Source organism: Actinoplanes sp. NPDC049598 (assembly GCF_040675435.1).
GTDB lineage: Bacteria > Actinomycetota > Actinomycetes > Mycobacteriales > Micromonosporaceae > Actinoplanes.
Genome location: NZ_JBFAOX010000008.1, coordinates 227,069 through 249,651, shown reverse-complemented (window position 1 = coordinate 249,651; position 22,583 = coordinate 227,069). Strand labels below are relative to the sequence as shown.

At 66.9% G+C, this 22,583-nt stretch carries 24 protein-coding genes; 10 read left to right on the top strand and 14 right to left on the bottom strand.

The features are described 5' to 3' along the window. The first annotated feature begins 5 nt into the window (after window positions 1-5). Window positions 6-224 (top strand): hypothetical protein, encoded by a 219-nt coding sequence (locus tag AB0J66_RS20405; protein ID WP_364662673.1) that lies wholly within the window; start codon window positions 6-8, stop codon window positions 222-224. Between the two features lie 205 nt (window positions 225-429). Here AB0J66_RS20405 and AB0J66_RS20400 read toward each other — a convergent pair whose 3' ends face one another. Together AB0J66_RS20400 and AB0J66_RS20395 are read right to left on the bottom strand one after the other, a co-directional pair. Continuing rightward, complete coding sequence (locus tag AB0J66_RS20400) at window positions 430-678, bottom strand: hypothetical protein (protein ID WP_364662671.1); 249 nt, start codon at window positions 676-678, stop codon at window positions 430-432. Between the two features lie 271 nt (window positions 679-949). After that, the gene (locus AB0J66_RS20395) at window positions 950-1,879 is read right to left on the bottom strand and encodes a hypothetical protein (protein ID WP_364662668.1); all 930 of its coding nucleotides are present in this window, start codon (window positions 1,877-1,879) and stop codon (window positions 950-952) included. A 278-nt stretch (window positions 1,880-2,157) separates the two neighbouring features. Here AB0J66_RS20395 and AB0J66_RS20390 point away from each other — a divergent pair, with 278 nt between their 5' ends. Next, a complete protein-coding gene (locus AB0J66_RS20390; RefSeq protein WP_364662666.1) occupies window positions 2,158-2,523 on the top strand; it encodes a hypothetical protein in 366 nt (121 codons plus the stop codon). Between the two features lie 818 nt (window positions 2,524-3,341). Here AB0J66_RS20390 and AB0J66_RS20385 read toward each other — a convergent pair. Continuing rightward, window positions 3,342-3,668, bottom strand: a complete 327-nt coding sequence (locus tag AB0J66_RS20385; RefSeq protein WP_364662663.1) for a hypothetical protein — start codon at window positions 3,666-3,668, stop codon at window positions 3,342-3,344. 25 nt (window positions 3,669-3,693) lie between these two features. Beyond that, window positions 3,694-3,873 (bottom strand): hypothetical protein, encoded by a 180-nt coding sequence (locus AB0J66_RS20380; RefSeq protein ID WP_364662660.1) that lies wholly within the window; start codon window positions 3,871-3,873, stop codon window positions 3,694-3,696. Window positions 3,874-4,389: 516 nt separating this feature from the next. Between AB0J66_RS20380 and AB0J66_RS20375 the strand changes: the two genes are divergently transcribed. Next, window positions 4,390-4,578 carry a hypothetical protein gene (locus AB0J66_RS20375; RefSeq protein ID WP_364662657.1) on the top strand — a complete coding sequence of 63 codons (189 nt, stop codon included), beginning with the start codon at window positions 4,390-4,392 and terminating at the stop codon, window positions 4,576-4,578. Window positions 4,579-4,641: 63 nt separating this feature from the next. Here AB0J66_RS20375 and AB0J66_RS20370 read toward each other — a convergent pair whose 3' ends face one another. The 4 genes from AB0J66_RS20370 to AB0J66_RS20355 form a co-directional block, all read right to left on the bottom strand. Beyond that, complete coding sequence (locus tag AB0J66_RS20370; RefSeq protein WP_364662655.1) at window positions 4,642-7,140, bottom strand: hypothetical protein; 2,499 nt, start codon at window positions 7,138-7,140, stop codon at window positions 4,642-4,644. After that, window positions 7,137-8,666 (bottom strand): hypothetical protein, encoded by a 1,530-nt coding sequence (locus AB0J66_RS20365; protein ID WP_364662653.1) that lies wholly within the window; start codon window positions 8,664-8,666, stop codon window positions 7,137-7,139. The genes AB0J66_RS20370 and AB0J66_RS20365 overlap by 4 nt, the downstream gene beginning before the upstream one ends. 262 nt (window positions 8,667-8,928) lie before the next feature. Further along, window positions 8,929-9,267: a hypothetical protein gene (locus AB0J66_RS20360; RefSeq protein ID WP_364662651.1), complete on the bottom strand. Its 339-nt coding sequence runs from the start codon at window positions 9,265-9,267 to the stop codon at window positions 8,929-8,931. 981 nt (window positions 9,268-10,248) lie between these two features. Beyond that, entirely contained in the window at window positions 10,249-10,443 is a 195-nt protein-coding gene (locus AB0J66_RS20355; protein ID WP_364662649.1) for a hypothetical protein, read from the bottom strand. Between the two features lie 388 nt (window positions 10,444-10,831). Between AB0J66_RS20355 and AB0J66_RS20350 the strand changes: the two genes are divergently transcribed. The 4 genes from AB0J66_RS20350 to AB0J66_RS20335 are packed head-to-tail and all read left to right on the top strand — an operon-like array spanning window position 10,832 to window position 13,189. Beyond that, window positions 10,832-11,212, top strand: coding sequence for a YbaB/EbfC family nucleoid-associated protein (locus AB0J66_RS20350; RefSeq protein ID WP_364662646.1), 381 nt, complete (start codon window positions 10,832-10,834; stop codon window positions 11,210-11,212). Continuing rightward, the gene (locus AB0J66_RS20345) at window positions 11,212-11,517 is read left to right on the top strand and encodes a type VII secretion target (protein ID WP_364662643.1); all 306 of its coding nucleotides are present in this window, start codon (window positions 11,212-11,214) and stop codon (window positions 11,515-11,517) included. Before AB0J66_RS20350 ends, AB0J66_RS20345 begins: the two co-directional genes overlap by 1 nt. Next, window positions 11,514-12,551 (top strand): hypothetical protein, encoded by a 1,038-nt coding sequence (locus AB0J66_RS20340; protein WP_364662641.1) that lies wholly within the window; start codon window positions 11,514-11,516, stop codon window positions 12,549-12,551. The genes AB0J66_RS20345 and AB0J66_RS20340 overlap by 4 nt, the downstream gene beginning before the upstream one ends. Before the next feature lie 26 nt (window positions 12,552-12,577). Then, window positions 12,578-13,189: a DUF6346 domain-containing protein gene (locus AB0J66_RS20335; protein ID WP_364662638.1), complete on the top strand. Its 612-nt coding sequence runs from the start codon at window positions 12,578-12,580 to the stop codon at window positions 13,187-13,189. Window positions 13,190-13,258: 69 nt separating this feature from the next. Here the strand turns inward: AB0J66_RS20335 and AB0J66_RS20330 are convergent, their stop codons facing one another. Then, complete coding sequence (locus tag AB0J66_RS20330) at window positions 13,259-14,080, bottom strand: hypothetical protein (RefSeq protein ID WP_364662635.1); 822 nt, start codon at window positions 14,078-14,080, stop codon at window positions 13,259-13,261. Between the two features lie 219 nt (window positions 14,081-14,299). Here AB0J66_RS20330 and AB0J66_RS20325 point away from each other — a divergent pair, with 219 nt between their 5' ends. Further along, entirely contained in the window at window positions 14,300-15,103 is an 804-nt protein-coding gene (locus AB0J66_RS20325; RefSeq protein ID WP_364662632.1) for a DUF6308 family protein, read from the top strand. A 176-nt stretch (window positions 15,104-15,279) separates the two neighbouring features. Beyond that, entirely contained in the window at window positions 15,280-15,654 is a 375-nt protein-coding gene (locus AB0J66_RS20320; RefSeq protein WP_364662630.1) for a hypothetical protein, read from the top strand. A gap of 915 nt (window positions 15,655-16,569) precedes the next feature. Here AB0J66_RS20320 and AB0J66_RS20315 read toward each other — a convergent pair. The 5 genes from AB0J66_RS20315 to AB0J66_RS20295 form a co-directional block, all read right to left on the bottom strand. After that, window positions 16,570-18,312: a recombinase family protein gene (locus AB0J66_RS20315; RefSeq protein WP_364662627.1), complete on the bottom strand. Its 1,743-nt coding sequence runs from the start codon at window positions 18,310-18,312 to the stop codon at window positions 16,570-16,572. 440 nt (window positions 18,313-18,752) lie between these two features. Continuing rightward, entirely contained in the window at window positions 18,753-20,279 is a 1,527-nt protein-coding gene (locus AB0J66_RS20310; RefSeq protein ID WP_364662625.1) for an FtsK/SpoIIIE domain-containing protein, read from the bottom strand. A gap of 59 nt (window positions 20,280-20,338) precedes the next feature. Further along, complete coding sequence (locus AB0J66_RS20305; RefSeq protein ID WP_364662622.1) at window positions 20,339-20,659, bottom strand: hypothetical protein; 321 nt, start codon at window positions 20,657-20,659, stop codon at window positions 20,339-20,341. Next, complete coding sequence (locus tag AB0J66_RS20300) at window positions 20,656-21,291, bottom strand: DUF2637 domain-containing protein (RefSeq protein WP_364662619.1); 636 nt, start codon at window positions 21,289-21,291, stop codon at window positions 20,656-20,658. The genes AB0J66_RS20305 and AB0J66_RS20300 overlap by 4 nt, the downstream gene beginning before the upstream one ends. Before the next feature lies 1 nt (window position 21,292). After that, window positions 21,293-21,487 carry a hypothetical protein gene (locus tag AB0J66_RS20295; protein ID WP_364662617.1) on the bottom strand — a complete coding sequence of 65 codons (195 nt, stop codon included), beginning with the start codon at window positions 21,485-21,487 and terminating at the stop codon, window positions 21,293-21,295. A gap of 355 nt (window positions 21,488-21,842) precedes the next feature. Between AB0J66_RS20295 and AB0J66_RS20290 the strand changes: the two genes are divergently transcribed. Further along, window positions 21,843-22,577: a DUF5919 domain-containing protein gene (locus AB0J66_RS20290; protein WP_364662614.1), complete on the top strand. Its 735-nt coding sequence runs from the start codon at window positions 21,843-21,845 to the stop codon at window positions 22,575-22,577. The last annotated feature ends 6 nt before the right edge of the window (window positions 22,578-22,583 follow it).

Genomic DNA, 22,583 nt, shown 5'->3' with positions numbered 1-22,583 from the left:
CTCACATGCGCTCCTACATCACGACCCATGACAACGGCACGACCATCAACCAGAACCTCAAAGCCGGCACCGCGCACATCGAACTCGATACCGCGGCGACACGTACGCTCCGCAGGTTCCTGGACGACACCATCATCTCGGGGGCGGTGTCACCGTCGCTGGTCGCGGCTGGTACCCCCTCGCCGCAATCCCCGGCCACGACGCCCAAGAGGTCTTTGGTCTAGCGATCGCCCGAGACAAGGAGAGTTTCGTACTCTCCGCTGGGCTTAGCCGAGACCTCTTCGCTCGCCCCGCCGGTCCCTTGATCCTGCGGTTCTCCGCGAACACCGCGTGGAATTGGCGAAGACCCATCTTCAACGTGTAAGGCCAGGAACGCTACCCCTGACCAAAGATCAGGCGCGCTAGCCGCGCCTCATCGTCCTTGCCGGGTCACATGACGGCACGGCACTTGGGACAGTTCACGCTACTTTCGCCCGTGCTCGCACCGTCGTTACTGTTGTCAATGTCTTCTCCGCAGGCCGTCCTGTCTCGTCGCCGTCCGAGAATCAGCAGGTGAACGACCACCTGCTCGGCAAGGTCTTCTTCGTCGTATCCGTCGTTCTTGGAGAAGTGGCCGTGAGGGTCGAGTTCGTCGGCGTCGGCATCTTCGCCGCAGATGGGGCAGGATTCGCTTGCCATAGGTTTAGCCTGCTCTCGCTCGTAACGTGTTGATTCCCGGAACCCAATATGGTCCCACCCTGCTGCTAGGTCATGGATACCGGCTAGGCCGTCTTCCGCGTTGCCAGGAAGCGCCGCGTTGATGCCGCCCGGCGTGCCGCCGATTGCGGCAAAGGGAAGCCCAGGCGGTCAAGGCCATCGGTCCACACCTGTAGACGGCAATACCGTCGCCGCATCGCCTCTGGGTGGGCGGTTCGGTGATCGCCGCGAAGGTGTGACTGCCCCGAGCCGGTCATCGGCCCAATAGCGGCCGGGTTGGACGGTCATATTTTGTCCCCGGTCTCGTTGAGGAATGGGACCTGCACGGCGAGGCGGCCGAGCCGAGCCGAGTTGACGTGGACGTGCTGTGATGACTGCTGGGACGTATCGGAGCGGCTGTGCCCGCATCTGCTGCGTCAGGGCCGCCCGGCTTGGCGCGGCTACCTTCGCGGTGCGCGGCGGTGGGGTGCACTCCCCTGACGGGCCCGGCCACCTCGGTGAGGAACTGGTCAAAGACGCGACGGTGAAGGCGCAGCGGGTCGTGGCCGAGGCGATAGTGCTGACGTGGGAGTCGGCTGAACCCGCGGCCGGTTGATCCCGCGGTCAGCCTTCGAGGTAGTCGAGCAGTCGCTGCGGCACGGTTGTCCCGGCATTCCATGGATAGCGGGCCGGCGGGTAGGTGTCGGGGTCGCGAGTCACAGCAAGGTAGCGGGCCTTGCCAGCAGCATCGGCTTAAGGTGTGGTCGTCGTCCGGGGCGACGGTGAGCGCGCAGAGGACCGAGGACAGGCCGGCGTCGTCCCAGCCTTGCACGGGCGAGAAGAGGATGTCGGAGGCCCAGATCAGTTCCGGCCAGCCCTCGTTGGTGGCGACGGCTCCATCACTACCGACTGGGGCGGACACCGCGGTGGCCTGCTGGATGAGGTCGTCGGGGTGCCCGGCGTAGCGCGGCGCGTCGACGATCCCGACGGTGGCGTCCTCAGGTAGCCGGATCAAGCCGCGGTAACCGTCGAGAACGCCGCGGGCCTGGACGGTCGCGAACGGATTGCCGGAGACGTTCTCCCTGCGGGTCCACGGAATGACGTGTTCGCCGACCTCGACGGGAGCATTGCGCACAAGTTGGTCGATGGAGCCGAGTCCGGTGATACGGACGCGGGAGAAAGTCGGGGCGGTGGCCAGCAGCATGCCGGGACACTATCCGGTGTTGATCTTGGCGTGGCCCGCGGCCCACAGCGCCGAGTGTCGGGCGGGACCGGCACGACGGCCGTGTGCCACGTCGCTTAGAGTGACCCGCCTACGACCCGACGACATCGAATCTGGGGATCTTTGTGAGAGTGTTCGCGGTTGCCGCCGCCGCTGTATTCACCGCCGCCACCCTGTCAGCGTGCGGAGGCGGAGATGACTCCCCCACCGCGTCTACCACGACGGCCGCCGCGTCGTCGCCCACGCCGACCGTGGCTTCAGTGACCAGCAGTACGCCACCACCGGCTACCACGCCCGCCGCGGTCCCTACAACGACCTCGGCGACTCCGACAACCAAACCGTCACCGGTCTACACCGACGACGACTCGGGGGCCGTGATGGTGTTCAGCAAGGGCTACCCGAAGATCGTGCCAGTCAGCAAGATCTCCAGCCGAGTAGACACCGACACCTACTTCAAAGACGAGAAGAAGGCGGTCGCGCTGGCCCCCGGCGTCTGGACGAACCTTCCCGACGGCGCGGAACTGCAGGATGCGGTCGCCGGCGGAGCGCTAGTCGGGCTGTGCGCCTCGATCACGGCGTTCGAGCGCAAGAACCCGGACATCTCCCGCGGTCACACCTGCTGGTAAGGCCAGCGGCCCGGCCGGCTGTGGCTCTGGCCGATCAGGCAACGTGATCCGGCCATATGGGCGCGGTTTCGGTGACCAGCCGGCCGGCACGTGGCGTGCCGCCACTGTGAATCGGCGGCACACCGCCGATCGCCGTCACGTCGCTTCACCGATCCGCGGGGCCATCCAAGCGAGATCAGCGACTCGGCGGTCGAGAGCGGTCGCTCGACGCCAGACATCGTCCTGCCGCGTCATGACTGCCGCGTTCTCACGCAAGAACGCTTTCGAGAAGGGCCGGAGACCGTGAACGCCATCAGGCCGGGCTGGCAGCGGCGGCCTGGATCGAGCCACGCGCTAAGCGGTGACGCAGGTGCTCGTCCGCCAACTAAACTGCCAAGCGCTGTCAGGCAAGCGCCGGGCGAGGCGGAGGCGGGAAGTACGGGACGCCGACCGCACCCGGCAATTGCGGCTGCCGCTGAGCTATCGGCATCAATAAATGACGAGACCCGCTCGCCGCTTCGAACAGACAGCAGCCCAGCACCTGGCTAGTGCGACGTGCCGTTCTGGACCCGCGACGGCGAGTGCACCCGCCGCCCACCATGCCCGATCGACTTTGACACCAATCACGCTGCCGGAGTAGGCGGATCGTCCATGTAGGAGGGTAGTCGCGGGACCAAGCGTCAACGACAAGCGCCTACAGACGGGCCGCACCCGTCACCGCGGTGGACTAACACCTCAACGAGGAGTGTCCGGCCGTCCAGACCGGTGTACCCGACTCTCGGCGGCTCGCCTCCTGCTCACGCTTGTACGGGCTGATCGACATGGCATGTCTCACGGTATTATCGATTGTCGGCGCGCGGGAGCAGATCGTGCAGCCACCGCAGCCCACGCCCAATGCGATTGTTGAGGGCGGCATCGCCCGAGAACCGGAGGGGCTCGCCGTCGAGGTGACGGTGAGGCATGCGGCCGGCGATCTGTCCAGCGATGAGCACGGAAGTCGCCTTCTGGGGCCAAAATGCGGCAACCAGCACCGTGTCGGGCGTTTCCGTTGCCCGGGCTTGAGCGGTCAGGCTTCCCTCGGTCAACAGGATCGCAGCGACGGTATGGGTGCGCTGTAAGGCCGCGGACAAGGCGGTTCCAGGCTCGCCCGGCTTCGGCAGCGGCACAGCGAGAACCTCCTTGCTGGCTGCGTTACGCCGAACGGGAAAGGTCACTGCTGGTGAAGTAGACAGTCAACGCTGGAGTGCCGTCGGCCTGGAAGCACTCAGCCGTGGCAATCAGCGCGCCGGGAGTGTTTAGCCCATCACGGACTGCAGTATCGAATACGTCTTGAACAGCCGCCGCAAACGCAGACGGGGTGAAGGCGGTCATCAAGCGGCTCCTACGACTTTGCGGGCTGTCGCGTCCGAAGCCTATATGCCACCGCCGGCTGGCGTATCGCCTGGTCGTGCTCCACCTGAGAAGCGAGCCTCATACATCACCTGCTCGGCATCGGTCAACCTTTCCTGCGCCCCGCCGGAACCTGTGCGGCCCGTCCATCCCTGCCGATAGGGGTCCGGATCAAGACCGACGACGCCCCGCCCGCGCTTGGCGGAGACCTCCGCGACGGCCTGGGTGAACCGGCGTACGCAAACGTCACCGCGGAGATCACCCCTGGTCGTCCGGACCTCGCTCACCGCTGCTCCCCGTGTCCGGCGGCACAGCGCGCCTGCTACCGCTCGGACCCAGTTACTGCGGGAAGACTCATCTCCCGTATTCGACGGTACAGGTGCCGCTCGATGTTGACACGCGGCCGCGAAGGTCGCACGGCCGCCGGGAGGCGTTGCAGACGGCAGCCTCAAAGATCAGGTTCGGCCGGGTGCTCCTCTTAGGGCTCCTTCAGGGTCGATGCCGACCCGAGCACCGGAAACCGGCGGTATCACCGCCGACACCACCGACGACGAACTGGCAATCATTGCGACAGAGTGGGAAGAGGCGGCCAGCCACGAAGTCGACGGGGTCACCTACTACCTGTTCGGCGCTTGGGATTATCTGAACAACCTCCGCGACGAGGCCATCGCCGAGGCTTCGGCATAAGCGGTCGCAGCGGGTCAGCCGCCAGGCAGGACCACGGGGGCAGGGCGCGCACTCCTCGGCTCGTCAGCGCTTGGCCAACCTAGCCCACGCTTCAGCAGGGCTGGCGACGATCATGGTTTCGCTCTGCGGCGGCAGTGGGCGGTTGGTGCCAAGACCGGCGATGCCTGCCATCAGGTTGCGCCAGACCGTGGCGCGCCATCCGGCGGAGGTCGGCTCGGCCAGCAGGAGCCGTCGGCGGCGGCGGTCCCACCAGCCATGGATCTCGGTCCCGGCGTATGTGATGACATGGGTATTCGGGAAGTCGCTCAGACGATCGAGGACGCCGATTGTCATCCGCTTCCCGTCCTTGGTTGTACGGACGACTACAGCACCGTCGGCGGCGCGTTCCACGGTGCCGGGGATGTCGTGCAGGCCATCGAGGGCGTCGTCGAGTTTGTGGCGGCCAAGCAACCAGGTCATGTCGGAGCGGATGTTGGTAGCGGTGAACCGCGGTCCGAGAGTATAGCCGCTCAACTCGCGGGCGTAACTCTCGTATGCCTCCTCCGGGCCGTCGAGAAGCCATTCTCCGTATTCTCGGAACTCGGCGAGGCGTTCGTCGAAGTTCGCAGCGAGATCTGGGTCTGTTTCACCGGAGAGCACCCCGTGGCGCAGCGCGATTAATCCGACGGCGGACAGGGCGGCGTGCTCGTGGGCGAGCGTGTTCTCCTCCTCGGCGTACCAGAGGTTGGTAAGACCTTCGTAGACCAGCCATGTCCAGCCGTGGGGCTGGGTCCAGAGGCCGCCGCCCACGGCCATGAGGAGGCTGCGGAAGGACGCAAGTTGGGCAGCAAGTGGCCATTGCGCCGACTGCTCGACGAGTCGCTGAAACCATTGGCGGGCGTAGGCGCGTTGACGCTCGCTCCGGGCCCGGATCGCGGCTGCTGCGCTGAGCGGCGGACCGTCTTGCTCTCCGGACGGTTGTGGCTTGTCGCCGGTTTCTGGTGCATCGTCGCCTCGGAGTTCGCCGCCGGTGCCGCCGCCGGGTGGTGCTGGTTGGCGGTTGCGGCCCAACGCGAGGTCGAGCAGCGCTGATCCGACTGCCCGGCGAATGTCCTCCTCCAATCGGGTGCGGCGGCGTTTTCGCGCGACTGCGGACTCGTCGTCAGAACGAGGCGGCAGGACCTCCGCGAGCCTGCGCAGGGATTCGAGCAACGCCTGCATTTGTGTCTCGTCCCCCAGCAGTTCCGGGAACGAGTATTGCTCCAGCGGTGACGGATGCCGGGCGCGGGACAACGCGCTGTGCACGTCGATAACCAGTGCGGTTCCGACAGGTCCGCCGTCGGCGTTGCGCACGGTGATCGTGCGAGCCAGATCGCCGGGGTCGCGGGTGAGTCGGTAGGTATGGATCGGCCCATTCGTATCGACATGCGCGGCGTTCAATGCTCTGCCGGCTATATCGATGATCAGATGTTCGGGCACCGGGCCGGCAGCCACCAGGGCGGCTATCTCGATCCGGTCCGGGTCGGTCAGAGCGTGAGCGGCCAGCACACGGATAGACGGCAGCGCCTCCGCAGGACGGTCCGGGACCCGAAGCGGCATGGTGTTGAGGTCGGCATCGTCCACCTCAACGGCGTCCAGTAAGGATTCCGTGACCCGTTGCAGGAGCGCCAGTTCGCAGTTGCCGCGGTCGTCAGCCATCGACCGCAGTAACGCGGCTCGGGTGCAGTTCGCGCTGCCGGTGACGAGGGTTCCGGCCTGGCCGGACCACCATTCGAAGACCTTGCCGTGGTGGTAACGCGGTGTGGTCGGCTGGGTGATCCGTACGGTACCGACGCGGTCCAGAACGCTCTGGAGCCTGCTCGGATCGGCCTGCGCGTCACGGGTCAGGAGAACGTCAACCGCGTTGGGCATGATCTTGGTGAGCATCATGGCCAGGGCGTCTGCCGGCGGATCGAAAAACGGAGAGGCTATGCCCAGCCAGTCCACGGGGCCGTCCGGCCCCGGGATCTGGTCAAGGATGGGCTGCCCGTCGTTGGTCAGCAGCAGCGGTTCGGCGGATTCCGGGCGGGTGGGACGGGTGGTGAGCAGGTCGGCCACCCGATGCAGCCGTTCCCGGCCGAGCGGGGTGATCCAGAGGCGCTCGGGCAGCCGGCGCAGCCACGCGGCGAGATCATCGACAATGACGGGCACGGTCGGGCCGTCGATACGCAGGTGGGTCCAGACCTCGGCGCTGTGGTGCCATCCCTGCGCGGTCGCGTTACCCGAGCCGATCGAGATCATCGCGTCGGTCGGCGAGGCGATCACCATCAACTTAGGATGAAATGCTCCCCCGGAACGGCACACCACCGGGACCGGCACGTAGTCAGTGACCGGCCCTGCGCTGGAGGAGAAGCCGGGCTCGACGTGGTCGGCGTCGTAAACAATCGTGACCCTGGCACCGCGGGCCCGTGCCTGCCGGACAGACACGTCTTCGACGAACGGGAGATCGCTGGTGTAGGTGAGGACCAGGATTTCCTCCGGGTCCGTGATCGGCATGTCGTGCAGGACCCGCGGCGGGGGTGCACCGACCAGTTCGTCAGTCACGTGGTCACCGCGCCGTGGTGGGGACCCCGTCCCCACAGACTGCCGTCCTCGGATCGTTCCAGGACGCCCAGCTGAAGTAGGACGGTGGCGAACGTCTCTAGACGCAGCGAGGCCGGCGCGCTTCCTTCTTGCCCTTCCAGGCGCAGCCGGTCACCGATTACGCGCAACCGGGTTGGCATCCGCAGCCCGGTGCGGGTCCACTGCATTTTGTCGCGGCTGATCTTCTCCGCCCGGCTGAACAGGCCGAGAGCCAGCGATCGTGCCGCGTCCGGCAACGGCAGGTCGGCGTGCTCGTCGATCCAGCCGCGCATCCAGCCGGGTCCCATGCTCGTGGGGTCGTAGCGGACGAACGCTTCCCGGGCCGGCCCGTCATCCAGTTCACCGGCCCGCTTCGCGCCGACCGCCAGCAGACGCAGCAACTGCAGCACCGACCAGCCGCCGCTGTTCTCCTCAGCTTCGCCGGTGAGGTCGTGCTCGGCCGGTAGCAGCACGCCGCCTGCGGCAACCGTCGGCGGCAACCCGTGGCGCAACGCTTGCCGTACCGAGACCACAGGCAGACCGGCGGCGAAGCCGTCAGCCGCCTCCTCGCGCGTTCCCGGGTTCGCCAGCGGCGCGACCAGGGAAGCCCAGAGCATCCGCCATGCCCACACCGACCAGTTACGCAGCAGCGCCCCACGCCACCGCAAGGCATGCTCCGTCAGGTCATCGCCGCCGAGCGCCCCGTCCAGATCGGGCGTGTAGCAACACAACCCGTCCATCAACATGTCGATGTTGCTGTCGAACGGCTGTCCGTCGACAGCCGCGGCCACCACAGCGCCGCTCGCCCGGTGCACCGCCGCCAGCCCGGGATCAGGGCCGCCGGCATCGAAGTACACACGCCGAAGGCTACGGCCATCCGTCGTCCCACCCACCCGGCACAGACACAGATCGGCAGCGCCGGCCAGATCCGCGACGGTCAGCACGTCCGAACCCTCGGCGAGGTCGACGACCCGGTCCAACGCCCTCAACGCGTGGGCGTCGGCCGCCGGCCCGGGCTCCGGGATCAACCCAGGGGTGATCAGCCCGAGCGTGGCCTCGATCCCGCCGTAGGTGCCGTAGAAGCCATCGGCGACCGTGCTGTACTGGCGCGACACCTCATCAAGATCCACCACCCCGGACTCGTCGAGGGCCCTGCCGATCGTGTTCACGCCATGTGGCCTACGCAAGCCGGCATGGCGTTGATGCGACTGCCGGTCGTCGTCGCCATGATGAACCGAGACCGCCGCCAGAACGACCTCACAACGACGCAGAAGCCGCCGGAACTCCCACCGATCCTCGCCCGACCAGCCACGCCGTCCCGCCTCGACGGCGACCCGCGCATGAAGCGACAGATACCGCGCATGCGGCGTCGTGGTGATCACGCCAGGAACCAACTCGGACGCGTGAGCGGCCGTCACCGCCTCCACCGCCAAGGGCTGCCGCCCCACATCCGAGGGACTGTCCGCCGTGGCAGACCACGCCGCACCGGCCACCAGCATGCCCGTCATATCCTTTCCACGGCCACTTCATACCAGGCCCGTGCCCGTTGACATTGGCACCGACCGGTCCGAAAGGCGACGGGTGGCGCCGCCGTCACCTGGCTGGCTCACCAACTCGTTTACCGCCATCGCGATTGCCGGCTACAGGGCCGGCGACCGGCTCGTGATCTTTCGCTCTCCGCAGCCTCGCAGAGGATCGCGCTGCGGCCCATTCTAGATGAAATCACCCCCTCGGTCGGCCGTGCGCGTTCGCGCCGGGGGTCGGGGGCGGTCACCGCCACCGGGCACGTGGTAATTCGGGGAGGCCGCAGAGACACTGCGGGTGCGACGCCCGCACCCGCAGTGTGGGATCGTCCGCCGCTTCAACTGCTGCTCGCAGCGCTTGCAGAGCACCGTGTCGACCGGCGATCCGGGCCACCCGCGGATGCAAAATTCGATGTGCGCGCATCGCCAGGTCGACGGCGCATTCATTGGCGATCTGCTCGTCGTCGATGATCTGAGCAAGATCGTCGAGCAGCGCCGCGATCAGCACGGCGGCCTCCGCGGGGCGAACATGACGGAGGCCGTTGACCCGGCGGACGGTGCGGGAAAGGGAAACTGTCGTTGTCATGCGAGCGTCATCGGCAGTCGAACAGCGCACGTTGACCGAAGCCGTCCGATCATCTCGACGCACCTACGGGCCGTCGTAGCGCATCAAAACCAGAGACGGTCATATGACTCGGCGCTCGGCGCTCGGCGCTCGGCACCCTTCACCGGAAACCGGCTGCTGGCGGTACGCGCTCCGGCGTCAAGACCGCGATGGTCGCCGAGATGGCTATCTCGTTCCGCCGGCATCTCCCAGGCGCAGCGAAGCCGAGTCGTCCAAGTGACGGCGTTTCGAAATCCCGGCGCTTCGATTCACGGCCCGACTGCTCGTCTTGCGCCGCAGGCGCAAGGGCTCTCCTTTCCCTTCCCCGTTCCTTTCCCTTCCTTTCCTTTCCTTTCCCCCGGTGAGTCCTCACTGCGGATTCCGTGAGGACTCACCGAAAACACGTTGATCGGAAAAATCAATACGTTACGTACCCAAAGTCCGGTTTCAGCCGCGACCCATCCGGAGACAACACGGCGGCCTCCGTGAACCTTCAGGGAGCCCTCATCGCGCACGCAATGCAGGGACACGGCTCAACTTGATTCGAACACCATCGCCTCGACGTCGCGTGGCACGTCACCTTTGAGTCCGTCGTCAGCGATTCCCGCCACGACGGCAGGCCCGAGGATCATGTCGTTGCGGGCGAAACTCGGGATGAACCTGGCGACGAGTCGTGTGGCGCGGGGGTTCGGCAGTAGCCCAAGGTCACGACCCCGGTCGTTGCTGTAAACCTGCGCACGAGTGCCAGGCAAAGAGGTCAGGCCGGCGCAGCCGCCCAGAAGCAGGTCAAGAGCATGCGCAGCGGCCCGAATGACACGTGGGGCTCGGGCGCATCCGCGGGAATGAGGATCACTCGGACGGTGCGGGTGTCTTTGTCGGCCATGCGGCTCCGGTGAGACAGATCGGCATCGCCGATGGTTCCAGCGAGGTGGTGGACGGATCTCTGGCGGCTGTTGATGGCGCTTACGCCGCCGTGATCCACCAGCCTCCGTGCTCGAAGCGACACGGCAGGGTGACAACCGTGCCGTCCGTGCCTGTGATCATGACCGCAACTCCGGCGATTGCCTGGACGCGTCCACCCTGCTCGATGTGCTGCCCCGAGGCGAGCGGGATCGGCGCGAAGCGAATTGCACTGTCGGCGTTGGCGACATCAGCCATGATGAGGGCTCCCGGTTCGGCGTGAGGGCGACGAGTTCGCCCTTCGCAACAAAGGATCTACGCCACGTCCGACAGGTCACGCCCACCGTCCAGTAGCCTCAATGCCGCAGAAGTCGGCCCGTCGATCCACCGCCGATAGACGGGAGCCCGCGCATCCCGCCGGCCGGGCCTGAGCGTGGTGAAACGGGACCGGCCAAGTTCTGGACGCTTGTCGTTGATCCGGTCGGCTAATCCCGCACGGCCGCCCCTGGCCACCGTCGAGGTGCCTGATTAGTCCACCTGCTTAATCGTCGCCTCGGAGCAGGGGCTCTGACCGTTAGCCATACTCGTCTATGCTTACGGAAAGTGATCATGTCTGAACTGTGGTGTCGATACGAGAGGTTGGGACGTGCCGCTCCATCCGGACGAGATGGTCGACGCCTTCGAGGCGAGCGTCAACGAACACACCCGGCGGGCGCTGCAGGTCAGCGCCGAGTTGGAGGCCGCTGCGGCAACCGTGCGCTCGGACGGCGGCGAGGTCACGGTCCGTGTCGACTCGGCCGGCGGCTTGGCCGACCTGCGGTTTCATCCCGAGGCCGACCGGCTGTCTCGGGACGAACTGGCTCGGCTGGTGCTGACCACGTCACGGCGCGCACAGGCCCGGCTTGCCGAGCAGGTCGGTGCGATTGTGTCCGGGGTGTACGGCGAAGGCTCAGCGACGGCATCGTTCGTCGCTGACGCCTACGCCAGCCGGTACGCAGTACCGGATGACGGTGAGGAGCAGCGCTAATGGGTATCGACATCTCCTCGGACGAGGTGCGCTCCCACGCGCGTGACGTCGACGAAGTCTCCCGGATGCTCGACGAAGCGCGCGGCGCAGCCTCCTACATCCGGACATCGAGCAGCGCGTACGGCCACCTGATCGGGCCGTTGTTCACCAACCTCTACCTGAACCCGCACGGGGACGAGGCGATCGCCTCGTACACCAAGGCGGTCGACGGGATGCAAGCGCTGGCCGACCTGCTGCGGGCGATGGCCGACGACTACGACCACAGCGACGAACGCGCTGCCGACCGGTTGCGGGGGACGCGATGAGTGACGCCGCATCGATCTCCCGGCCGGGCTTGATCGCTCCGGAGGCTGACACCAAGGGTTACGAGGGCGCGGGCATCCTCGAAGCCGCGATGGGCGTCAAGGACGGCTTCGCCTCCGCCGACACCCTGAGCATCCTCGGCAACGGTGCGGTGGTGGGCCTCAGCACCCTCGGCGCGATCCTCGACCCGTTCCAGGCCATCTTCGCGGCTGGGGTCGGCTGGCTGATGGAGCATGTGTCCTTCCTCCGCGAGCCGCTAGACTGGCTGGCCGGAGATCCAAAGGAGATAGAGGGTCACGCTGCCACGTGGCGCAACCTGCAAACCCGCACCTACGAAGCGACCTCGTACTTCGCTGACCGGGTCAAGTCGACCACCTCGCACTGGGGCTCCGAGGCAGCCACGGCGTACCGGCAGAAGGCCGCGCAGATGGCCGACGGCACGCTCGCGCTGGGCGAGGTCGCCGATGCCATGGCCGAAGCCACCCTGATCGCCGGCAGCATCGTCGGGGTCGTCCGCAACACCGTGCGAGACCTGATCGCCGAGGTCGTCGGCGCGGCCGTCTCCAAAGCGCTACAAGCCCTGCTCGTCGTCACCATCCCGAAGGTCATCGCCGAGGTGGCCCTGCTGGTCGCCGAATGCACCGGGAAGATCGTCAAGGTGCTCAAGCGACTCAACGAGGCGATCCGGGCGCTGGGCGGGAGGTTCCCGGCCCTGGCGGCGGTCACCAGCCGCGTCACCAAACTCATGGACGAGACGATCTCGGAGACCACGTACGGGTCAGTCATCCTAAACAGCGCAAAGTTGCATCAAGCGGACAGTTACCTCAGCGACAGCGAAGGCGTTTCCGGAGCGTACAAGTCCGCGTACCGGGCGTTGGGTCAGGCCGACGAGGTCGTCTACGGCACCAAGGCAAAGGTGGCGGTCGATGCTTTGCGGGAAGGTATCAAAATGAACAGCCTGCAGAATGGCGGCGCAACCGGTGACGGTCTTCGTGGCGATGAGCCGCAGCCGCCAGCGATCGATCTGCCGTTGTGATCCCAGAACCCGACGCGAGGTGAGCGATGACCAGTGAAGACCGCGCGGCCTACCGCAAGCGCCGCATGGCCGAACTGCTCGCCGAGGCCGAAGCCGACGTCACTCGCACCCGTGCGGACAAGCAGCAGCCTGCCGACGAGAAGGGCCCCATCGTCGAGGTTAGGCGCAGCAAATGGCTGACCAACCTGATTGGCATCGTCATCCTGCTCGCGGTGTCGTTCGGGCTGATCGGCACGGCGTTGACGATCAGCCGGTTCACCGGCCACGACTTCGCCGACGCCCGCCGCACCGGCACGGCGACCGTCCAAGAGTGCGAGCGCCGCGGCCCGATCACCCTGGACGGTTTCGGGTACTACAACCAGTGCACGGTCACGATCGCATGGACCAGCGGCCCGTCATCGCGCGTACTAATCGACAAGCCGGGCTTCTTTAAGGGCGAGAAACCTGGCGACACGTTCCAGGTCGGCGAGCACCCCGGCAGCCGCGGCAGCATCGGCTACTCCCGCCCCGAACTGCCCGATCGCGGTTGGGTAACCGCGATCGGAATCGCGCTCTGGATCATCGGCGTCCTGCCGCTTCTCGCCGTCCTCGTCTACGTGCGCGAGACCGTCAAGGAACTTGTTCGCCGAACCCGGTAGCGAAGCCGTTCACACTCCTGAATCGACAACCGCAGGAACCGCCCTCGCCACCGCGGCGGCGCGAGCCGGTCAGCCGACCGGCGGTGAGGCGTAGGCGTCGCAGGTGACCGGCTTCGTCGCGGTAAGAATATCCAGGTCGACGACAATCTTGCCGGAGGGCGGCACGAGGTCGGGGAACGTGAATGCCCCACCGGTGATCTTCTTGGCCTTATCACGGCATACGACATCGACGCGCGGGGACTTCAGCAGGTCCACCGTCGGGTTGGTGATCTCGGTACGGGCGGACCAACCGGTTCCGTACTCGGCCTTGCTGACGGTAACTTTGCCCGCCGGGATCTCCGGGGATGCCTCGGACGATAAGGTGTTTTTGTCCTCAATGAGCAGCGTGGCTTCCACGGTCGCGGCCTCCTTGCCGGCGGGAACGGTGACCTGGGTTTGGACCGGCCGGATCTGGTTCGGGGCGCTGAACGTCTCAACCTGGGATTCGCTGGCGAGAAGCGCGCCGCCGGCATCTTTAAGGTTGAACTGGACGGTGACGGTCTGGCCGACCGTGGTGGAGTTGTTCTTCACCATCGCGACGACCGACGCGTACTCATCACGCTGCCCGAAGCCTGCCTCCAGCAGACTGCTGGCGCTTGCGGCCGTTGTGGCGGCTTCGGCCGTAGTTGATGAGTTCGTCGAAGATGCCTGCTCGACAGTGTCGGATGCGTTGCCGCAGGCGGTAAGGGCTAGCAGGCAGCACGCGGCGGTGGCGATGCGCAAGTTCACGAAGGGCCTTTCAAAGAAGATCGACTGCGGGTGGCCCTGAACGGACAGCAGATTCCACGAGTACGGCTTGCCGGCGATCTGCCGTTCGCACCGCGCCGCGCACGCTAGCAGGCAAGACAACAACCTGACACTCTAGGAACACCGTCGTGTGACACTCCACTCACACGCAGCGATTGCTGAACGTCCGGGCTTACTCTCGCCAAGATCCACTACGTTCCGTCCGCCAAACCGCCAGGCCCAAAGATGGGGCTGAATGCGCGACCCGCGGGTTGCCTTCCGGCAATTCGCCGTAACGGTGGCAACCGTCCTTCTCTCTGGCGGTTAGACCGTACGGTGGTCGCTGTGACTTCTGATCTCCCTGAGATGGTCATCGATCCCCCCGCAGCCGGGTTTGACGGTGACGTCCTGGCCCCGGTGACCGTGACGGACGCCGCCCGACGAGTGCTCGCCTTTTGCACCGAGCCGCGCAGTGGATGGGTCACCTACCACCTTGCCGCTCGCAGCACTCGCTCGTCCGGAATGTTCGAGCAAGTCACGACCTGGTCGTTGCTCTACGCCAACGCACTAGCCGGCCGGGTGGACATCGAGGACGTGGCGGGGTTCTCCCGGAGCCTCCGACAGGATTTCGCGGCTCGGGTCGCCGCCGTCCCGGAAGACACCGACCTACACGCGATGGACGACGACGATCTCGCCAAGGTCGTCGACCTGTGCCACTTCGGGTACCCCGGCGTCTGGGGACCGAAGACCACCAAGATGGCGGCCCTGTACCGGCCACAGGCAATTCCCATACTCGACGGACACGTGGCGGAAGTGTTCGGATTCAACCGTCAGGGCTTCTCGAACAAGGCACGGCAGTACGGCCTGGACCGCCGCGATCGGATCGACAAGGTCGTTCGCGCCGTGGCGATCTGGACCCGCATCCACCGCGCCGAGATAGCGGCCCTGCGGGATGCCGTGACACCGACCGTTCCCGAGATCCAGGATCTACCGGACCTTCAGTTGCTCGACATCGTCTTGTGGACATCGCAGGACGACAAACCCGCGCATCGGCGGCCAGGCCAGGGTGCCCGATGGATCAACCGGCCGGTCGGCAATCATGTCATGGCCGACGAGCTACGGCCCGTACCGATCACCGCAGCCGAGTAACGCACCGCGGGAGTTCGTGCTCGACGGTAGTGCGAACTCCACCTGCAGCGGCCAGCGCCGGGTGATCGGCGTAAACCTCTGAACATTCAGCGACACTGGCGGGGCCGTACCTCGACTGCGCAAGAATCACCACACCACGGCAGACTGGCCTCCACCACGCTTTGGAGGGGATGCGAATGGGTTCGAGCAAACACTTCGGATGGCAGATCGGCGACGACGTATCCAGCGCCTGGCGGCCGGGCACCAACGTCCGCTACACCGAACTCATGTGTGAGATCCTTCCGGTCGTGCGCGGCGTCCTGATCGCCGCAGCCCGCCGCGGCCAGACCATCACCTACGGCGAACTTGCGATCGCAGTAGACCGGCGGTACCACAACCTGCAGTTCGGCGATCCGCTCGACGTACTCAGCCAGGACTGCGACATCTTCGGCGAGCCATCGCTTGCCGCCCTTGTAGTCAACCAGCGAACGGGACTGCCGGGTGACGCGTTCGTCGGCGACGCCGAGAGCATCCGACAGGACTGCCTCGAATACTGGGCAGCGCAAGGCTGAACATTTGGCTTTGGCCACTGGACATGAGCACCTCGACCTCACGGTGGACGGTTGACCCACCCAAACGGGTGCGGTCCTCGCTGCTGCCGGCAACAGCAGCCACAGCCAAACGGTCGGCTATCCGGGAAGGCCGCGGGTCAGCCGACTGCCGCGGCCACCCGTTCCAGCATTCCAGCGGTTGGCGACAGGTGCATGCGCATGGTCGTGGCGACGTCACGGTGGCCGACCGGGAGGCTGATGTCGATGATGTCCAGCGCCTCGCGCCTCGATTGCCCGCCGCGAGCACCGAGCGGGTGAACACGTTGCGGGCGGCGAGTTGGTTCCGGCACTTTACTGAATCAAGTGATCTAGTGGATATGGCGCTGCCGAGGACGTGAACACGCCGTCGGAGGCGGGCCGGCCGGTGAACCACCAACGGTGCGCCCTGTACGTGCAGTAGCCCGACGGCCCGCCGATAGTGGCGGACAACCGTGTCCGGAACCGGGGGCGCGCTGGCCGGCTTGAGGGGCGTCCAGGGCACGCGAATTGACCTGGACGCCCCGCCGATGGTCCCGCGAGCAGCAGTAGCCGAACCCCTTCCGCCAGACAACTGTCGGCGAGCCGCTACGACCGGGACGAGCGCGAGGGCCTTGACGAGGGTGAGGGCGGGTCGCCTCGGTCTCCCTACATGGGCGGCTAGATCGTCGAGCCACGCACGGTAGATCCGGAGGGATCAGCGAGGGCTCGTCGGCGGGTATGGAGTCACCGGTCGACGGGTCCCCGGTTCGGGCCTGCGACTACCGATGGTGATGAAGAGGGGCGTGCTCCGGACAGGTCCGAACAGGCTCGCCTACCTGCAACTACAGCGTGATCGGCATCACACCGGGTCTTCACATCGTGAGACGGCACCTAGTTGCGTGTTCATCGGGCGTTCGGCTAGGGTCCAGCCCCATGAACACGCCGTCGCCCTACATGAACCCAATGTAGGGGTGGATGGGGGTCCGAGTCCCCCTCCGGACACATCACAGGTACACGATCGACGTCGGTCGATCGAATCTCGGCCAGGACCGTTCCGGTTCCTGGCCGGTACTGCATCTGGAGTCCGATACGCGCGTAGACCTCGGCGCGGTCATGCTGGTCCGCTTGCCTCAGCAGGCCGAGGAGCCCGCCCAGCGCTTCGACGATCGCGGCGATCCGCTCTTCGCTCATCCGTTCGGGTGGTACCTCGGTGAAGCCGAGTCGGGTTTGCGCCGCCTTCTTGATCGCGGTGGTCTCGCTGATCCAGCCGGCCAAGAGTGTCGGGTCTCCTCCGGCATCGAGGGTGCTCCGGTAGCGGGCGATTTTGGCGTCGCAGTCGTTGATCGTCTCGCGCAGCCTCGGCGCCTCGTCGCCCTCTTGATGCCGAGCGAGCGCAGCGCGGTGGCTGGCATCGACAATCCGCCTCAGCGTCTCGGTGAGGTTGGCGTTTCCCAGCTCTTCGCTGAGGAAGCGGTCGACTGGATCCGTGATCGCTTCTTGCCGGAGGTAGAGGACGGGCGGATGGGCGATGCCGTGCTGGCTGACGTAGTCGCGGGATGCTTTGCACCGGTAGTAGATGCGTCCGTGGTTGACGCTGCCCTCCATCACGCGGTCGCATAGACCGCATCGCAGCAGGCCGCGGAAGAGGTAGGCGTGCCGACTGCGCCGGGGAGCCTTGCCGCCCTCGCCGATGGCGCCACGCGTCTTGACGGTTCGCTGCGCGCGTTCGTAGAGGTCGGTACTGATCAGCGGCGTGTGGGACTGGGCACGGGACCATGACCACTGGCTGGGGTCGTTCCATCGGTGCCTGTTCTCGTGGCCGAGCGCGACGTCATCGACGTCGATCAGGACCTCGTCGGTGCGTGCCCGGTTCCAGACCTGGCGGCTGGTGTAGCGCGGGTTCTGCAAGATCGCGCGGATGGCCGTGGTCTCCCAAACCTGAGTGTGCCGGTGCGGGTTACGCGCCCGGTCGTAGGCCGACGGGCACGCGATGCCGTCCTGCGTGAGGCCTCGTGCGATCGATGTCATGCCTCGGCCCGCGACGTACTCGTTGAAGATCCGCGCCACCACCGGCGCTGTGACCGGGTCGGGTTCGAGCCGGTGCAGTCGCCTCCCCTCAGCCGCCTTACCGGGGTTCGGATGCGGACCGGCATCGGCGAGCCGGTAGCCATACGGCGGGCGTCCGCCGAGGAAACGCCCCTCCAACTCGGTCTGCGCCTTCATCGCTGAGCGGACACGGACCTTGATGCGGTTGCGTTCGCCCTTGCTCATCCCGCCGTAGAGCGCCATCACGAGATCATGGGCATCCGAGCCGGGGTCGATCGCGCCGCCGATCTCCGGCACCCACAGGCCAACGCCGCAGTGCACAAAGACCGGGAACGTCATGCCGAACTGGCTGCCATAGAACGCACGCTGCGGCTCGCCGATCACCACGGCGTCGAAGTCACGGCCGGGGCTCTTGATCGTGTCGAGCAAACGCAGCGCTTCGGGGCGCCGCTTCCAGGGCAGCGAGCGGGACTGCCCGATGTCGAAGAACTCGGCCACGATCTCGCCGCCGGCCGGCTCGATCAGGCTCCGAGCGCGGGACAACTGCCAGGCTTTCGACGCCTGCGGGTCCTGTTGGTCTTCGGTCGACACGCGTCCGTAGAAGGCGAACCTCATGTTTGCCGAGTCTTCCGGGCCCGGTCGATGATGCGCCACAGCATGTCTGCGGCGGCATCGGAGACCGGGACGTCTAGGGACGTGTTGAGCTGCCCATTCTCGATTTCAAGCGTAGTGCACGTTCGGATGCTGCGATTTCTCCTCTCATCGGTTCGGTCTTCGGTGGTGATCGTGGGCCTCCTTTCTGGTCGGGATGGGCGTCCGCGCGGTCGTCCGTCCGTCGTCCGTCCGCGCGATGGGGATGCGCAGACGCGCGCGAGCGGACGGACGTCCGCGCGGACGATTGAGTCAGGCGTGCCAGCGCCCCCGAGTGACCTGCCGGGCACGGCCGGCGGCGGCGAGCGCTTGGAGCCGGCCGTAGATCCAAGTTCGGCGCATGCCGGTCGTATCGATGAGTTCCGGAATCGTGAGACCGTCGTCCGGCGCCTCGTCGAGCGCCGTCAGGAGTGCCTGTTCCGGATCGATGGTGCCGGACGACGGTGGTTCGATAGCTTGCGGCTGGTGGTCGATGGCGGCTTGCGACAACTCGTCGAGGTCCGGTCGCTGATCGGCGTAGCGTGCGGCTGTCTCCGCACGTCCTCGTCGGTGACGAGGTAGCCACGGGCTCGACGCGGTTGGTTGTGGCCGTCGGCGAGGACGTAGAACTTGCCCGGTGCGTCGAGGGTGTGGGCGTGCCAGCCGACGGCGAGCATGCCCTTGTCCAGGATGAGGTCGACGTCGCGACGCTCCCGAACGCGTAGGCAGACGCGAACGCTCATCTGCGAGCGCAGCGCTCCCCCACCCATGGCCTTCTGCGTTGGGCGTTGCGTCGCGGCGAGCAGGTCGACCGCGACCGCCCGGCCGCGCCGGGCAACCGATTCGGCGTAGGCGACGGCGGCCGGTGCGGTGTCGGCGAGTTCGGCGTACTCGTCGATGACGATGACCAGCGCCGGTGTGTCGGGCGTGGGTTCCCAGACGCGGGTGTTGTCGTGGCCGGCCGCGTGGGCGCGGGCGTCAAGGACGGCGACGGCCTCGGCGAGCAATCGAGTTGCTTCATCCGGTGTCGTTGCGAGCCGGGCTAGGCAGGGCGCCCAGGGCCGTAGTTCCATGCCGCCTTTGAGGTCAATGCCCCACAGGACGACGTCGGAACAGGCGGCGAGGTTGCCGAGGATGACGCTGAGAACGCCGCTCTTGCCCGAGTCGGTGGTGCCGCCGATCAGCGCATGCCGCCGCAGCAAACGCAGGCGGACGGTTGTCGCGTCCTCGAAGACACCGAGTTCGATCGGGTCGGCCAGCGAACGGGCGGCCGGTCCGGGCCATGGGATGGCGCCGGCGTGCGGGTCGACGGCGAGGACTCGCATCGTGCACCGGCCGGCATGTGCCGGGTCCTGTTCGACGCGGACCGCGCCGGGCCTCGTACCCAAGGCGGACTCGATGGCCGGTACGCGGGCGACGACGTCGGTGACGCTCTGCCCCGGGCGAGGCTTCATTCGAGCGCGCCAGCCCCACGTGTCCACCACGGCCGACATGACCCGGGATCCGTCGAGCCCGACCGCCTCGGCGAGGTTCGGCCACGCCTGGATGACCCGATCCACCCGAACTCGGGCACGGCGACGCCGATGCGCCCACCACGGAATCCCAAGCGCCACAACGGAAACGGCGAGGATCGTGGGCAGCGGAGGCCTTCCGGGGCCGAGCGCTGTCGCTGCACTCAGCCAGCTTCCCGCGACGGCGGTTATCGTCCCGGCGAACGTACGCTCCTCGGTCCGTGTGATGCCCCAGGGGAATCCGCGGAGTCCGGCTCCCAGTGCCGACGCAGCCGCGAGAACAGCGACGATTGGCCAGGCGCCGGAATGGCTGTGGTGCAAGCCGATTCCGGCGACGGCGAGCGCGATTCCGGCGGTGACAGGTGCGAGTTCCGACCGGTATCGGAACAGGACGCGCCCAATCGCGGCCAGGCCGACGAGGATCAGGGGTTCGTGCGGCACGAACAGGAGCGGTTGCGGGTTGCGGCGGCTCCACCGGCGGTGCCGGCGTCCGTACGCCCTCATTCGGCGAACTCGCCGTCAACGGGCGGAATCCAGGCCCTGTGTTCGGCAACCGCGTCACGCAGGTACGCCAACGGGTCGCTTTCGCCGTCCCGGTCGGCGGCGAGGGTGGCACGGGCGGCGGCGAGCAGATCGGCGAAGTCCCATCGGGTACGGCTCAGCAGACGAGCGAGCCGGTCGACCTCGGCGAGAAGGACGGGAATGTCGGCGATAGCGGTCCAGACAGCGGCCGGCGTGGGCCGGCGTCGTGCTGCATGCAGGTGGGTACGGATGGCCTCCTGGTCTACGGTCGGGCTCGGGATGCGCGGTTGGTTGGTCATAGGCGGGGTGAAGCCTCCTTTCGGTTGGTGGTTTCCGCGGCGAGTTGCCGCCGCAGCTCGGTCGCCTTGGGTCCGGCAATGCGCAGCGCCGAACGCAGGCCGTCTCGGCTGATGGGTCGTCCGCTGTGCAGGGCGCGGTGCCGAGCGTCGGCCTCACGGGCTGCGGCGAGTAGGGCGTCATCGGTGGGCCGGGGCCGGACCCGGGTCCGGACCGGAGGTTCGGTCCCGGGAGTCGCGGCGTCGCTGAGCGCGTGCAGGTGTGCGGTCAGTCCGAGTACAGCGGCAGGAACGGCGCCGACCAGGACGACGATCGGCCAGGTGATCGCGATCAGGCCGGCGGCGGTGAGGTGGTAGCCGGCGTTGCCGACGATGCTCGTGGCGATGGCGCCGATGGCGTTGGCTCGGGCGAAGCGGCGGGCTCGGTCACTGTCGAGCGTCCCGGCGAGCCACACTCGGGCCGAGGTCATCGCGTACGCGTCGATGGTGACCGGTAGCAGCCATGCGAGCTGATCGGGCCAGCCGGCAACCTGGGCGAGCCCGCGCAGGCCGGCGAAGCTGGCCACGGCGGCGGAGATCGCGGCGACGGTCATGCCGACGATCACCCACCAGTCGCGTCGGCGATCGGTGGCCACCTCAGAGGTCCAGTCCGGCGACGAACCGGGCCAAGGCGCGAAGGCCGTTCCCGATGTCCGGGCCGATCGACGACGCGGCGAGGTAGTAGCCGAATGCGGCGCAGATGGCGGCTTGCCAGAGCGGGAGCCGGGCGTACCGCCACAGTAGGAAGACGAAGACGCCGAGCAGGATGACCGCAGAGACGGCGATCGTCATGCGTCATCCCCGTTGCGGTTGCGGCGGCCCCGACGCGTACGGATGGCTTGGTCTGCCCCGCCGTGCCCGCCCCGCGCCTGATGCCGGCGGTTCCAGCGCGACCGGGCAACACACTTGCGGCACAGCGTCGGGTGTCCCCCGCCGAGCTGGGCGCCGCACGGGCAGGTCGGAACCTCGTACGTGAGGTGCTGGGTTTCCATGTCGTGGATCTCCTCTCGGTCCGGTGATGCGCGGTCCGCATCGACGCCACCGAGAGTGCAAAAAATGGACGGGACGTGATCAGGTCGTGGCTGGACGTGTCCGAGACGTCTCCCATAAGGTGGTCTGGCTGCCGGGACGTCCTGACGGGAAGACGATGCCGAACGAGCGACTACGCACCGCGATGTTGGAACGTGGCATCACGCCCGCCGAGATGGCGGAAGCGCTCAGCGTGGACCCGAAAAGCGTCGAGCGTTGGATCAGCGGACGCACGCCGTACCGGCGCCACCGCTACCAGGTCGCCGCCCACCTCGGTGTCGACGAGGTATATCTGTGGCCCGACGCGCTCAGCCCGGACCAGGTGGCCAGCGCCAGCGAGAGCGAGATCATCAACATCTACCCGCATCGCTGGACCGTCCCGTCCGACCTGTGGCGGCACATGTTCGAGACTGCCGAGCAGGACATCGGCGTACTCGTCTACAGCGGGTTGTTCCTCTCCGAGGACGCCGGCGTTCAGCGAATCTTCCGACAGAAGGCCGAGGCCGGCGCACGCGTGCGCGTCCTGCTCGGTGACCCGGACAGCGAGGCTGTCGCCCAGCGCGGCGCCGACGAGGGCGTAGACGAGGCGCAGGCCGGGAAGATCAAGAACGCGCTGGTGATGTACCGGCCGTTGCGCAAGATCGACAATGTCGAGTTCCGGTTGCATCGCACGGTGCTTTACAACTCGATTTACCGCGCCGACGACCAACTCATGGTCAACACGCACATCTACGGCTTCACGGCCGCGCAGGCTCCGGTGCTGCATCTCCGTCGGGTGGCCGGTGGCGGCATGGTAACGACGTACATGGACAGCTTCGAGCACGTGTGGGACGACGCCACACCGTTGGAATGAGTTCGG

Coding starts and splice junctions, on each gene's coding strand:
- AB0J66_RS20320 (WP_364662630.1), top strand. CDS start 15,280: ATGGGTTCGAGCAAACACTTCGGATGGCAGATCGGCGACGACGTATCC.
- AB0J66_RS20345 (WP_364662643.1), top strand. CDS start 11,212: ATGGGTATCGACATCTCCTCGGACGAGGTGCGCTCCCACGCGCGTGAC.
- AB0J66_RS20360 (WP_364662651.1), bottom strand. CDS start 9,267: ATGACAACGACAGTTTCCCTTTCCCGCACCGTCCGCCGGGTCAACGGC.
- AB0J66_RS20335 (WP_364662638.1), top strand. CDS start 12,578: ATGACCAGTGAAGACCGCGCGGCCTACCGCAAGCGCCGCATGGCCGAA.
- AB0J66_RS20340 (WP_364662641.1), top strand. CDS start 11,514: ATGAGTGACGCCGCATCGATCTCCCGGCCGGGCTTGATCGCTCCGGAG.
- AB0J66_RS20295 (WP_364662617.1), bottom strand. CDS start 21,487: ATGACGATCGCCGTCTCTGCGGTCATCCTGCTCGGCGTCTTCGTCTTC.
- AB0J66_RS20395 (WP_364662668.1), bottom strand. CDS start 1,879: ATGCTGCTGGCCACCGCCCCGACTTTCTCCCGCGTCCGTATCACCGGA.
- AB0J66_RS20305 (WP_364662622.1), bottom strand. CDS start 20,659: ATGACCAACCAACCGCGCATCCCGAGCCCGACCGTAGACCAGGAGGCC.
- AB0J66_RS20400 (WP_364662671.1), bottom strand. CDS start 678: ATGGCAAGCGAATCCTGCCCCATCTGCGGCGAAGATGCCGACGCCGAC.
- AB0J66_RS20380 (WP_364662660.1), bottom strand. CDS start 3,873: ATGACCGCCTTCACCCCGTCTGCGTTTGCGGCGGCTGTTCAAGACGTA.
- AB0J66_RS20315 (WP_364662627.1), bottom strand. CDS start 18,312: ATGAGGTTCGCCTTCTACGGACGCGTGTCGACCGAAGACCAACAGGAC.
- AB0J66_RS20375 (WP_364662657.1), top strand. CDS start 4,390: ATGCCGACCCGAGCACCGGAAACCGGCGGTATCACCGCCGACACCACC.
- AB0J66_RS20290 (WP_364662614.1), top strand. CDS start 21,843: ATGCCGAACGAGCGACTACGCACCGCGATGTTGGAACGTGGCATCACG.
- AB0J66_RS20405 (WP_364662673.1), top strand. CDS start 6: ATGCGCTCCTACATCACGACCCATGACAACGGCACGACCATCAACCAG.
- AB0J66_RS20355 (WP_364662649.1), bottom strand. CDS start 10,443: ATGGCTGATGTCGCCAACGCCGACAGTGCAATTCGCTTCGCGCCGATC.
- AB0J66_RS20365 (WP_364662653.1), bottom strand. CDS start 8,666: ATGACGGGCATGCTGGTGGCCGGTGCGGCGTGGTCTGCCACGGCGGAC.